The sequence below is a fragment of the Aerococcus urinaehominis genome, from assembly GCF_001543245.1.
Classification (GTDB): Bacteria; Bacillota; Bacilli; order Lactobacillales; family Aerococcaceae; genus Aerococcus; species Aerococcus urinaehominis.
Window position 1 is genome coordinate 661,983 of record NZ_CP014163.1, and the last position, 12,894, is coordinate 674,876.

General features: G+C 44.1%; 10 protein-coding genes. 3 read left to right on the forward strand and 7 right to left on the reverse strand.

The window, feature by feature from the left end; genetic code table 11:
* Positions 1-502: 502 nt before the first annotated feature.
* From typA to AWM75_RS02905, 3 genes are all read right to left on the reverse strand, one after another.
* Positions 503-2,350 carry a translational GTPase TypA gene (gene typA / locus AWM75_RS02895; protein WP_067978004.1) on the reverse strand — a complete coding sequence of 616 codons (1,848 nt, stop codon included), beginning with the start codon at positions 2,348-2,350 and terminating at the stop codon, positions 503-505.
* Positions 2,351-2,714: 364 nt separating this feature from the next.
* The gene (locus AWM75_RS02900) at positions 2,715-3,503 is read right to left on the reverse strand and encodes an inositol monophosphatase family protein (RefSeq protein WP_067978006.1); all 789 of its coding nucleotides are present in this window, start codon (positions 3,501-3,503) and stop codon (positions 2,715-2,717) included.
* 259 nt (positions 3,504-3,762) lie between these two features.
* Entirely contained in the window at positions 3,763-4,044 is a 282-nt protein-coding gene (locus AWM75_RS02905; protein ID WP_067978009.1) for a UPF0223 family protein, read from the reverse strand.
* A gap of 75 nt (positions 4,045-4,119) precedes the next feature.
* Here AWM75_RS02905 and AWM75_RS02910 point away from each other — a divergent pair, with 75 nt between their 5' ends.
* Complete coding sequence (locus AWM75_RS02910; RefSeq protein WP_067978012.1) at positions 4,120-4,704, forward strand: 5-formyltetrahydrofolate cyclo-ligase; 585 nt, start codon at positions 4,120-4,122, stop codon at positions 4,702-4,704.
* Between the two features lie 134 nt (positions 4,705-4,838).
* Positions 4,839-5,753 (forward strand): nuclease-related domain-containing protein, encoded by a 915-nt coding sequence (locus tag AWM75_RS02915; protein ID WP_067978013.1) that lies wholly within the window; start codon positions 4,839-4,841, stop codon positions 5,751-5,753.
* A 600-nt stretch (positions 5,754-6,353) separates the two neighbouring features.
* On the opposite strand, the gene lpdA is transcribed toward AWM75_RS02915, so the two are convergent.
* From lpdA to pdhA, 4 genes are all read right to left on the reverse strand, one after another.
* On the reverse strand, positions 6,354-7,766 hold the full coding sequence (lpdA, locus tag AWM75_RS02920) for a dihydrolipoyl dehydrogenase (RefSeq protein WP_067978015.1): 1,413 nt from the start codon (positions 7,764-7,766) through the stop codon (positions 6,354-6,356).
* 7 nt (positions 7,767-7,773) lie between these two features.
* Positions 7,774-9,411 (reverse strand): 2-oxo acid dehydrogenase subunit E2, encoded by a 1,638-nt coding sequence (locus AWM75_RS02925; RefSeq protein WP_067978018.1) that lies wholly within the window; start codon positions 9,409-9,411, stop codon positions 7,774-7,776.
* An 88-nt stretch (positions 9,412-9,499) separates the two neighbouring features.
* Entirely contained in the window at positions 9,500-10,477 is a 978-nt protein-coding gene (locus AWM75_RS02930; protein ID WP_067978020.1) for an alpha-ketoacid dehydrogenase subunit beta, read from the reverse strand.
* A 2-nt stretch (positions 10,478-10,479) separates the two neighbouring features.
* Complete coding sequence (gene pdhA, locus AWM75_RS02935) at positions 10,480-11,583, reverse strand: pyruvate dehydrogenase (acetyl-transferring) E1 component subunit alpha (RefSeq protein WP_067978022.1); 1,104 nt, start codon at positions 11,581-11,583, stop codon at positions 10,480-10,482.
* A gap of 478 nt (positions 11,584-12,061) precedes the next feature.
* Between pdhA and def the strand changes: the two genes are divergently transcribed.
* On the forward strand, positions 12,062-12,631 hold the full coding sequence (gene def / locus AWM75_RS02940; protein WP_067978024.1) for a peptide deformylase: 570 nt from the start codon (positions 12,062-12,064) through the stop codon (positions 12,629-12,631).
* The last annotated feature ends 263 nt before the right edge of the window (positions 12,632-12,894 follow it).

Below are 12,894 nucleotides of genomic sequence, written 5' to 3' on the forward strand. Positions count from 1 at the left end.
AGTTAGTGTAGTGAATTTTGGAGAACGGGGGCTTGACTGCTTGTGGGCCAGAATTCTCTACACGATCTCGCTGGATTAGGGCAGTGAATTCAGAGACACGAGAACTTGATTGCTTGGTCGCGATGATTCTCTACACGTTCTCCCTGAGTTAGTGTAGTGAATTCAACGGTACGAGAACTCGATTACTTAGTCGCGATGATTCTCTGCACAATATCGGCCAGTTAGTGCAGTGAATCCAGTGGAACTGTGACTCGATTGCTTAGTCGCGATAATTCTCTACACGTTCTCGACAAGTTAGTGCAGTGAATTTTGGAGAACGGGGCTGGATTGCTTGTGGGCCAGAATTCTCTACACGATCTCGGCCAGTTGGTGCAGTATCTCCTTACTCTTCAATTTGAACCATCTGCTTACCCAATTAAACAACCCGCATCATATGGGCCCAATGGTTAAATGCTATAAAAAAAGCTAAAATCCCACTTTGGAGATTTTAGCTTTTAATTAATTACTGTTCTTCACTAGCTTTTTTCTTGCGTTTGGCTGCTTTGGCCCGTTCATTCTTATTCAAAATGGCTTTACGCAGACGCACGTTTTCTGGAGTCACTTCACAGTACTCGTCTTCATCCAAGAATTCTAGTGATTCCTCTAAAGTCAGTTTGCGTGGGGTCTTGATGACAGAGGTTTGGTCCTTGTTGGCTGACCGCACGTTGGTTAATTGTTTAGCTTTGACGATGTTAACATCCAAATCGCCTTCGCGGGCGTTCTCACCAACAATCATACCTTCATAGATTTCAGTACCTGGTTCTACGAAGATGGTACCGCGCTCTTCCACATTCATAATGCCGTAAGTGGTAGCTTTACCGGTCTCAGTGGATACTAGAGCACCGTGGTTACGGTTACCGATTTGACCTTTAATTTCAGGTTTATAGGAATCGAAGGTGTGGTTCAGAATACCGTAGCCGTGAGTCATGGACATGAACTGGGTTGGGTAACCGATTAGACCACGGGCTGGTACTAGATAAGTCAAGCGCGTGGTGCCGCGACCGGTGTTTTCCATATTCTGCATCTCACCCTTACGTTGGTTAAGGGAGTCGATAATAGCTCCTTGGTACTCTTCAGGTGTGTCAACTTGGACAGCTTCAAAAGGTTCGCAACGGACACCATCAATCTCGCGGATAATAACTTCCGGACGAGATACTTGGAGTTCATAGCCTTCACGACGCATATTTTCAATCAAGATTGACAGGTGGAGTTCGCCACGGCCAGAAACAATCCAGGCATCTGGTGATGAGGTATTATCCACTCGCAGTGACACGTCGGTATGCAGCTCATAGCGAAGGCGTTCTTCTAGTTTACGTGAAGTCACGTGTTGACCCTCGCGGCCGGCAAATGGCGAATTATTAGTTAAGAAGGTCATTTGTAAGGTTGGTTCGTCGATATGCATTGGTGGCAAGGCCTCTTGCACTTCGGTGTCAGTGACGGTTTCGCCAACGAAGATATCTTCAAAACCAGAAACGGCAATGATATCGCCAGCAGTTGCTGAATCAATTTCAATCCGGTCAAGGCCAAGGAAGCCGAATAGTTTGGTGACCCGGAAGTTTTTCTTGGTACCGTCAAGCTTATTCAAGGTCACTTGGTCGCCGACACTGATGGTACCACGGAAGACCCGACCGACCCCGATACGACCCACGTAGTCGTTATAGTCCAGCATAGACACTTGGAATTGCAGCGGCTGGTCGCCATTGTCCTCAGGCGCTGGGATGTATTCCATAATGGCATCAAAGATGTAGTCCATAGTAGATTCTTGTTTGTCCGGATTTGGAGACAGGCTTGACGTCCCGTTCATGGCTGAGGCGTAGATAACTGGGAACTCAATCTGGTCGTCGTCAGCCCCTAACTCGATAAAGAGCTCTAGGACTTCATCGACAACTTCCAAAGGACGGGCAGCTGGTTTATCTACCTTGTTAACAACAACAACCGGCACCACGCCAGCTTCAAAAGCCTTCATCAATACAAAGCGGGTTTGGGGCATGGTACCCTCTTGGGCATCGACAACCAAAACAACCCCATCAACCATTTTCATGATCCGCTCAACTTCACCACCGAAGTCGGCGTGTCCTGGGGTATCCAAGATATTGATGCGGTTACCCTTGTAATTTACCGCCGTATTCTTAGATAGGATGGTAATCCCGCGCTCCCGTTCGATATCATTAGAGTCCATCATCCGGTCAGACGTCTTAGCCCGCTCATCTAAGGTTGATGATTGTTCTAACAGATTGTCTACCAAGGTTGTTTTACCGTGGTCGACGTGGGCAATGATTGCGACGTTGCGAATATCTTCTCTTTGTGCCATTACTAGCATTCCTCCATTTTTTGTTTGTGTCAAATTCATCTCGTCAAAAACCAGCCTTTTGATTGTCACTGGTTTTTTAGCTTTTCCATTTTACCACTAATTAAGGCATTCACCTAGATTTTTTTGTCTCAAACACTTGATTAAGGGCTTTCAGCCTATATTATACCCTTGTAGCTGGTGGCCATATGAGTCTGGGCTAGCATTTGCTGGGCTTTGGCTCGAATAGCTGGTGATACCCACATGAGCCTGGCTGAGCATTAGCTAGTTGTTTTGTCCATGTAGTTTATACCCGCCTTATGAGCCTGGACTAGCATTACTGCTTGGCCAGCTTGCTGGTGGCTGACTTATGTTTCGGGGCAGAGCATTACTGTTTGGCCAGCTCATGGTCCAGATGCTGGCGAATTTTTTGGTAAACACTTGGGTAGGCAAAAATCGTTGGATTAGTTGTCATCAGGTCAATCTCTTGGCCATCAAATTGCCGGCAAACCAGCCCCAGCTCCTGGCAAATCACAGCACCGGCCGCTATGTCCCAAGGTTTTAGGCGCGGACTGATATAAGCAATGGTAGCGCCTTTAACCAGTGACATAATCTCGATACCAGCCGAACCATACATCCTAACCCCCATGGACTGGTCGAGAATCGCTTGTATATTTAACTGGTTTTTAAGGGCCATATGCCCATTACAGGCAACCAGGCCCTGGTCTAGCTGACGGTCAGCAAAGCGCAATTTCAGGGGCTGGTCATTTAAATAGACGCCCTGCCCCTTGATCGCCTCCAGATAGCGGTCGCGGATGGGATCATAAATGGCGGCAAAACGGCCCTGGCCGTCCTGGTAAAAGGCCAGCATGATGACAAAGTTTTCCTGCTGTGAGACAAAGTTAGCTGTCCCATCAATGGGATCAATAATCCAAACCGGACCAGCCATGCTAGTCGGATTAGTACCCATGGCCTCCTCCCCCATCACCGCATGGTCTGGATAGGCCTGGCTAATTTTAGTCCGCAAAAACTTTTCCGTCCATTGGTCCAATTCAGTGACCAAGTCTGTCCGTGATGACTTGCTTGTTACTTTTAAGTCGGCTTGCATGTGCTGGCGGATATAGTCTCCTGCCTGGTGGACCCAGTCTTTGACTAGGCCTGCTAATTCTCTTTCCAAATATCTAGCTCCTCTCCCCCATAGAATTTGTTTGGTCTTAGTGACGTTAGCTATCAGCAAGCTAATAATGACTATCAGCAGCGCTACTTAGCGCTTTTCAGTCACCGAATTTGTTGGGCATGTTTATGTCGGCTCCCAGCATTTTGGCTTAGTTTCTCTCAGCCATAGAAATTGCTGCTTGTGTTTATATCGGCTGCTCACTTCCCAGCCGCAGCAATTGTTGGTCGTGGCCATGTGGGTGGCTTGCCTGCATCCTTGTTTAACGCTTTTCAGGCATTGAAATCGTTGGGCGGTCAGACTGACGAGCAGCTTGAACCACCCGGTAGCAAGAGTAGCCGGACCGCTCTTCAAAAGCTCGACCCAACTGCTTTTCTTCATTTTTACGGGGAACAATTTCTTTAAAAGCCCGGTAAGCGTCCAAAACTTCTTGGCGGTCGACCCGGCTTTCGTAGGCAGATTCAACCGCATTAAAAAAACGGATAACCGTCGCCATTTCCTGGCTGGTCCAATCCAAATCTAGGGGATAACTGTAATTCTTCATTTGCCCGCTCCTTTTCCCTCACCTATAATAACTTTATTATAGCAAAAATCAAGTTAATTAGAGAGGAAGAGGATTGTGACAGATAAGGGAGACTTGACAAGCGAGAAACAGGCCTTACGTCGGCAGATGAAACAAGCGCGCAGCCAACTCAGCCCTGACTACCGCCAGAAAGCTGAAGCTACGATTTACCAGCGTATTTGGGATCTGCCCTGCTACCAAGACAGCCAAACTATTTTTATCTACCAGGCGATGCCCGGTGAAGTGGCCACCCGACCGCTAATTGAAGCCGCCTGGCGTGACGGCAAAACTGTCGCCTTGCCCCGCGTCTATCCCCAGCGACAAATGTCGGCCCACCTTTATCAACCTGGCGATGATTTAATTCGGTCGGCTTATGGGGCTTGGGAGCCAAGTGCAGAAAGTGCGATTGTATCGCCAACAACTATCGACCTCGCAATTGTCCCCTGCTTAGCAGCCAGCCACAGCGGTCAGCGCTTGGGCTACGGGGGTGGTTACTACGACCGCTTTCTGGTAAATACCAATGCAGTCCGCTTGTTGCCGATTTATGACCAAATCTTACTTGATGACCTGGTTGTCGATGACTATGATCAACTAATGGATCTAGTAGTGACAGAAGCTCGCGTGTTGGAACTCGAGCGCTAGGCGAGGCCTTGAAAAATACAAAATCAAGTGCAAAAGCTAGGAAAATGAGCTAATTCAGCTACTTTTCTGGCTTTTTTCCTTGCCAAAAGAAGATTTTGACAAAAATTCCTTATTTATATATGAGGAGGGATGTTATGTATTTAGAATTAGCATGGCATGAAGCTTGTCATAAGCGGCAAGGTTTGGATGAACAAGGTTACAAGCACCTATTGAATTTGCGGGCTGGTTTGGAGGGGGAATTATTACTTGAAGATATCTTATCCGCATGTTTACCAACCAATAACTTCTTGACTAATGTCTGGCTTGGGCATGATCGACAGCTCGTTCAACTAGATGGTCTAGTGGTAAATGCAGGTCAAATCTATGTGCTTGAAGTAAAGAACTATAGCGTGGATCACCAATATATGCAGGGGCAATGGTTGCGTGCAGGTCAGCCTGTCGACTACGATCCCTTTAAACAATTACAACGAGCAGTCGGAGTGCTTAGGCAAAGGTTGAAGGGTTACCAAGTACATGGCGTTTTAATCTTTACCAATTCGAGTTGGTCATTCACTTCAAACGGTGATGAACCTTGGGGAGTTTTTAATCAGTCTAGTTTGAAGAATTGGCTTAATAATTTGTCTGAACCTAGCAGCAATGATTTTCGTATGCTACATGACATTAAAAATATAGCAGGTTCAGAGCTAGCAGCCGGTTACTTCTACCGACTTGAGCCAAATTATCCACTCATAACAGGGATTTATTGCAAGGTATGTGGGAATTTTGAGCTGAAGCTAGAAAAGATGTCTGCTATCTGCTCATGTGGTTACCGAGAAAAGAAGAAGGATTTAACTGCCCGCATGTTAGATGAATACGCCCTGCTTTTTTATCAGAATCATATACATCCTAGCCATTTTTTTAAATTCGTTGACCACAATTTACCTAGAAAAACCTGTTTTTATGCCCTCTCTAGCTATGAAAAAGTTAGGCGAGGCGTCTATCTAAATCCTTACGGTAAATTCTTAACGAAAGCCCCTAGAATGATACGACCGAAAGAAAATCTTTATTGACTATATTGCTTGATCTATAAGATGATACCTGTCAGTTCAACAAAATTCTCTACACTCTATCATTGACTTAGGGTAGTGAATTTAACCAGAAGAATGAGATGCTAGCTAAGCTATAAATTCTCTACACCTTACCGCTGAATTAGGGTAGTGAATCTGATCAAAAGAATGGGATGCTAGCTAAGCCATGAATTCTCTACACCTTATCGCTGAATTAGGGTAGTGAATCTAATCAAGAGATTGGGATGCTAGCTAAGCTATAAATTCTCTACACCTTATCACTGAATTTGGGTAGTGAATCTAATCAAAAGAATGGGATCCTAGCTAACCTATGAATTCTCTACACCTTATCGCTGAATTAGGGTAGTGAATCTTTACCCTAAGAAGATGCCAAACAAGCTCATTGAAATTCTCTACACTCTATCATTAACTTAGGGTAGTGAATCTAATCAAGAGAATGAGGTGCTAGCTAAGCTATAAATTCTCTACACCTTATCGCTGAATTAGGGTAGTGAATCTAACCAAAAGAATGGGATGCTAGCTAATCAAACAGAAACCCCCAGCCGAACCGGCTGGGGGTTATCTATTTTATCTAAAAGCTGATTAAGCGTGGATTGGCATACCTAGGATACCTTCTGCCGCATCCATTACCGCTTCTGATAATGAAGGGTGACCGTGGATGGTTAGGGCGATATCCTCTGCGTTTAGGCCGCCTTCGATGGCTAAGCCCATTTCAGCTAGGATGTCAGAGGCGTTTACACCGACCATTTGAGCACCAACTAGGATGTTGTCACCCTTAGTTGCTACTAGGCGGATAAAGCCTTCTGTTTGGTTAAGAGATAGGGCACGACCGTTACCTGCAAATGGGAATTTGAAGGTGTGAACGTCCATACCTTTTTCTTTAGCTTCTTTTTCAGTTAAACCGAATGAAGCTAATTCTGGATCAGTAAAGGCTACCGAAGGCATAACTTTGTAGTCTACTGCTACTGGTTTACCAGAGATGGCTTCAGCGGCGATTTTACCTTCGTATGAAGCTTTGTGGGCTAGGGCTGCACCAGGAACGATGTCGCCGATTGCGAAGATGCTCTTGTTAGAGCTGCGTCCTTGGTTGTCAACTTTAACTAGGCCACGGTCAGTTAATTCTACACCAGCTGCTGCTAAGCTTAGCTCATCAGTGTTAGGACGACGGCCCACACATACTAGAACGTAGTCAGCAGTGATTTCTTTAGGTTCACCGTTTACTTCGTATTTAACAGTCACAGAGTCACCGTTATCGATAGCTTCTTTAGCCATGGCGTTAACGTTGATTTCCATGTTACGTTCTTTCATTTTCTTCTCAACAACTTTAACCATGTCTTTTTCGAAAGTAGGTAAGATTTGTGGAGAACCTTCAAGAACGGTTACTTTGGCATCTAGGTTAGCGTATGACATACCTAATTCAGAACCGATGATACCGCCACCGATAACCACTAGGTGTTTAGGCACTTCTTTTAAGTTTAGGGCGCCTGTTGAATCGATGATACGGCCACCGAATTTGAAGCCAGGGATTTCGATTGGACGAGAACCTGTTGCAACGATAGCGTGTTTGAATTCATATGATTGGCCGTTTTCTTCAGCGTCAACCACTGTTAATTCGTTTTCGCCATTGAAGAAGGCTTCACCGCGAACGATCTCAACCTTGTTCTTCTTAAGCAACATTTCAACACCGCCAGTAAGCTTAGCTACTACAGTGTTGTCTTTCCATTCTTGGGTCTTAGTGAAGTCTAACTTAACATTTTCAGCAGTGACACCGAATACTTCGTTGCCATCTAAAGAGTTATGGTAAGCATGACCGGCAGCAATCAAGGCTTTTGAAGGGATACAGCCGACGTTCAAGCAGACCCCACCGATGAATTCACGTTCAACAATAACAACCTTTTGACCCATTTGGGCGGCGCGGATGGCGGCTACATAGCCACCAGGTCCAGCACCGATTACGATTGTATCGACTTCTTTAGAATATTTTGCTACTACCATTCTGCAATCATCCTTCCATTAATAATAATTCTGGATCAGCTAATAGACGCGCAATTTCATTAAGGGCTTGTTGGCCTGTTGCACCGTCAACGATACGGTGGTCAAATACTAATGAAAGTTTCGTAACACGACCAACTGTGATCTCGCCGTCTTCATTAACGATTGGTTCTTGCTTGATTGTACCAACGCCAAGGATAGCAACTTCTGGATAGTTCAAGATTGGCGTGAAGAACTCACCGCCAACAGAACCGATATTAGAGATAGTTACTGTACCATCACGCATTTCACCGGCAGATAATTCACCAGCATGGGCTTTGCCAGCTTTTTCAGTGATTTCATCAGCAATGTCAAACATTGATTTCTTATCTGCATCTTTAATGTTTGGTACGAATAGACCTTGGTCAGTGTCAGTTGCGATACCAACATTGTAGTAGTTCTTGTGAACGAACTCTTGGTTAGCATCGTCAACAGAAGCGTTAAGGGCAGGATATTTCTTAACAGCTGCTACTAAAGCTTTAACCACATATGGTAAGAAGGTTAGCTTAGTATCGCGTTCAGCAGCCACACCCTTGAATTTCTTGCGGTGATCCCAAAGTTTAGAAACTTCCACATTCTTGAACAAGGTAACTTGTGGTGCGGTATAAGCTGAAGTTTCCATGGCTTTAGAGATGGCTTTACGCATAGGAGTCATTGGGATGCGTTCTTCCATTTCAGCGTAGTCAGCTGAAGACTTGAAGGCTGCTTTTTCTTTAGCAGGTTTACCAGCTTTTTCTGCTTGAGCTGGGGCTTCAGCGGCTGGTGCTGCGGCAGCTGAGCCATCGAAGTTATCGATGTCTTCACGGACAACGCGACCATTTTTACCGCTACCTTGTACTTGGGTAATGTCAACGCCTTTTTCGCGAGCATATTGACGCACTGAAGGCATAGCTAGTACACGACGGTTTGGATCAGCAGCTTCAGGCACTCCTGAAGAAGCAGCGTTTGAAGAGGCGCCTTTAGCAGGGTCTTCTGCTTTTTCTTCTTGGGCTGGTGATGCTGGTGTTGAAGCAGCACCTTCGCCGTTGTGGTCTGGTGAATCGATTTCAGCCAAGACGTCACCAACGTTAGCAACAGTACCAGGTTCAACTAAGATACGAACAACCTTACCAGATACTGGTGAAGCCACTTCTTCAACTGATTTGTCATTTTGGATTTCAACTAGTGAATCTTCTTCGTTGATTTCGTCGCCTTCTGCAACTAACCATTCAACGATTTCACCTTCGGCCATACCTTCACCAACGTCAGGTAAGACGAATTGGTAATAAGAACCGCCAGCTGATGAAGATGTTGCTGGATCTGCAGCCTTTTCTTCTTGGGCTGGTGATGCTGGGCTAGATGGCGCAGCTGTTTCTTCGTTATCAGGTAGGCCTTCACCTTCAAAGGTAATTAAAGGTGTACCAACCATTGCCACATCGCCTTCAGCGTAGTGTAATTTGGTTACTTTACCAGATACTGGAGAATAGATTTCTTCAACTGATTTATCGTTTTGGATTTCAACAATCGGATCTTCTTCGTTTACTTGGTCACCTTCAGCGACTAACCATGAAACGATTTCTCCTTCTGCCATACCTTCACCGACATCAGGTAAGTTAAATACGTATGCCATATATTATTTCGTCCCTTCTTGGATATATTTTTATGGAGCAAACTAATAGATCGGGCTGCGGCCTAGGCCACAGCACCGTCTAAAGTAATTAGAATTCGTGTACTTCTTTAACTGCTTCTACAATATCACCAGCGTGTGGTAACCAAGTATTTTCAGCTAAACCGAATGGGAAGACAGTATCAGCAGAAGCAACTAGTTTAACTGGCGCTTCTAATGATAGGATTGCCCGTTGTGAAATTTCAGAAACAACCTTGTCGCCGACACCAGCTTGACGTTGCGCTTCTTGGACAACAACTACCTTACCAGTTTTCTCAACTGAAGCAGTGATAGTTTCCATATCAAGTGGTGAAACAGTGCGTAGGTCAACAATTTCTACTGAAATGCCTTGGCCTTCTAATTCGTCAGCTGCTTTAATGGCTTCGCGAACCATGAAACCGTAAGCAATTACTGTTACGTCGCTACCTTCGCGAACCACGTTAGCCTTGCCTAATTCAATTTCATATTGCTCTTCTGGCACTTCTTCACGGAATGAACGGTAAAGTTTCATGTGCTCTAAGAAGACAACTGGGTCATTTTCGCGGATAGCCGCAGTCAATAGACCTTTGGCATCATAAGGGTTTGAAGGAATAACCACTTTCAAACCAGGTGTTTGGGCCATTAAACCTTCTAATGAGTCTGAGTGCATTTCTGGTGTATGTACCCCACCACCGAATGGTGAACGGACAGTAATTGGCATGTTGCGGGTACCACCCATCCGGTAACGCGTCCGGTTCATTTGCGCTGCAATAGAGTCAAAAACCTCAAACACGAATGGGAAGAATTGGATTTCCATAACTGGACGGAAACCTTGTAAGGCAAGACCAATCGCCATACCACCGATACCAGACTCAGAAAGTGGGGTGTCGCTTACACGGTCATCGCCGTATTTTTCATGCAAGCCTTTAGTTGCACGGAAAACACCACCGTTTTTACCAACGTCTTCACCAAAGATCAAGATTTTATCATCTTTTTCCATTTCTTGGTCTAAAGCTTGAGTGATCGCTTCGATCATTGTTAAATTAGCCATGCTTATTTATTCTCCTTTGCTTCGTATTCTTCGATTTGTTCCTGGATGTTTTGACCTGGTTTTTCGAACATGTTCTTCAAGAAGTCAGATACTTTTTGTTTTGGAACAGCGTCAGCTTGTTTAGCCGCTTCTTTAATTTCTTCTTTTACTTCCTCAACATAAGCTTCTTCAATTTCTTGAGACCATAGACCTTTTTCTTCTAAGAAGGCGCGCATACGGATTAGCGGCTCTTTAGCAGTCCAAACGTCGATGTCTTCTTGGGTACGATAAATCTTAGGATCGTCACCAGAAGTTGAGTGCGCACCTAGACGGTTAGTGATGGTTTCAATTAGGACTGGACCATTACCAGCAGCTGCCCATTCACGTGCTTGTTTAGCCACTGCATAAACAGCTAATGGGTCCATACCATCAACTTGAACACCTGGAATACCTACAGCAACAGCTTTTTGTGCTAAGGTTTCAGCAGCTGTTTGTTTGTGACGCGGTGTAGAGATGGCGAAACCATTATTTTGAATAAAGAAAACGATTGGTGCTTTGTAACGAGAAGCATAGTTGATACCTTCGTAGAAGTCACCTTGAGAAGAACCACCATCACCAGTATAAGTGAAGGTTACATTTTCAGAACCATTTAATTTTTGACCAACAGCGTTACCCATTGCTTGAATGTATTGGGCACCGATAATGATTTGTGGTGGCATAGCATGTAGGTCTTCTGGATATTCGTTACCTTCAACGTGGCCACGAGACCATAAGAAGCCTTTGTAGACAGGTAGGCCGTGAGCGATTAATTGGGGCACATCACGGTAGCCTGGGAATAACCAGTCTTCTTTAGTGAAGGCAAATGAAGAAGCCATTTGTGAAGCTTCTTGACCATAAGTAGGCGCATAGAAACCTAGACGACCTTGTTTAGCTAGAGCCATAGAACGTTCGTGTAAGGTACGAGAAAATACCATACGTTTCATTAGTTCTACTAATTCATCGTCTGATAGGTCAGGCATGATATCAGGGTTAACAACCTTACCCTCTTCATTTAAAATTTGAACCATTGGAAACTCTTTATGAATATTCTTCAATTGAGCTTCGTAATCTACTGGTAATTTAGCCATATTTAATACATTCCTCTCTTCTTTCGCATTATACAATTGTGCCCAACTGTATTAATTATATATTAGCTACTGTTTAAATTTACCACGATATTCACATATTATCAAGTTAAAGCTTAGAGCGATTTCATCAACTTATATATTACAGATTGCAAAAATTGTAATTGTTTTCATTTGCGTATTTTTAATTATCTTGACTCTAAGCCTTCAAAAGGCTGATAATCCAGGCATTGAATTTTTGTTCACAAATTTCTGTTATATTATTCACAATCAAACTGTTACAATTTTAATAGCACAGATACAGATTAAAAACAATTTAAGTTTTTGTATAAAAACAAATATTTGCTTTTTGTATCGGTTGCGCCTAGGGTTTCTACTGACAAGCAGACTGGTTTTAGCGCTAAATTGTCGTCTTAACCTTTACAATTTTTATTTTAAAGCCTATCTTATAGATAAAGAAATTTTTAGACGAGGTGTTTTTATGATTACCATGAAGGATATTATTTTAGAAGGGCACCCTACCCTACGTAAAAAAGCTGACAAAGTAGATCTACCAGCCAGCCCTGAAGTCAGACAATTGGCAAAGGATATGCAGGAATTTTTGGTTAATAGTCAAGATGAAAAAATTGCGGAAAAGTATGGACTCAGAGCAGGCGTTGGCATTGCCGCCCCACAATTAAATGAATCGCTGGCCATGACTGCTGTCCTAATTCCCGGTTTTGAAGAAGGGGATGAACCCGAACTGGAGGGCATTTTTGTCAATCCACGTATTTTAAGTCACTCCGTTGAGGAAGTTTGCCTCAGAGAAGGCGAGGGCTGTCTATCAGTAGACCGCGATGTGCCCGGCTATGTACCCCGATCTGCCCGCATCAAAGTCCGTTATTACGACCTAGACGGCAATGAATACGTCAAACGTTTTAAAGGTTACCCTGCCATTGTCCTCCAGCATGAAATTGACCACCTTAACGGTATCCTCTTCTACGACCATATTAATGAAAAAGAACCTTGGTCTTTAGATGACCATCAATACTTATTAGGTGAAGAAGATTAATATATTAATACACTACTGCTTTTTAAAGGCCATGCGTAGCTCCATACTAATCCTATTAATTAGCATTGGCAGCTATCCTTGGTCATGCAATTAACGGTAAATACAGATCAAACAACAAATTAGAGCCTGGGGCTGTTCAAGTCCCAGGCTCTCGCTATTATATGAATGTTAGTAGCATAGTCAGGTTCGGAATTCCTTAAGATTAGATATGGTGATCGGGCCCAAGTAGCTTAACGCCGCCACTTGAGCTACTTCAGAAACGG

Excerpts from the sequence above, each read along its gene's own strand:
- typA (WP_067978004.1), bottom strand. The coding sequence starts at position 2,350 with ATGGCACAAAGAGAAGATATTCGCAACGTCGCAATCATTGCCCACGTC.
- AWM75_RS02905 (WP_067978009.1), bottom strand. The coding sequence starts at position 4,044 with ATGAAGAATTACAGTTATCCCCTAGATTTGGATTGGACCAGCCAGGAA.
- AWM75_RS02915 (WP_067978013.1), top strand. The coding sequence starts at position 4,839 with ATGTATTTAGAATTAGCATGGCATGAAGCTTGTCATAAGCGGCAAGGT.
- lpdA (WP_067978015.1), bottom strand. The coding sequence starts at position 7,766 with ATGGTAGTAGCAAAATATTCTAAAGAAGTCGATACAATCGTAATCGGT.
- AWM75_RS02925 (WP_067978018.1), bottom strand. The coding sequence starts at position 9,411 with ATGGCATACGTATTTAACTTACCTGATGTCGGTGAAGGTATGGCAGAA.
- AWM75_RS02930 (WP_067978020.1), bottom strand. The coding sequence starts at position 10,477 with ATGGCTAATTTAACAATGATCGAAGCGATCACTCAAGCTTTAGACCAA.
- pdhA (WP_067978022.1), bottom strand. The coding sequence starts at position 11,583 with ATGGCTAAATTACCAGTAGATTACGAAGCTCAATTGAAGAATATTCAT.
- def (WP_067978024.1), top strand. The coding sequence starts at position 12,062 with ATGATTACCATGAAGGATATTATTTTAGAAGGGCACCCTACCCTACGT.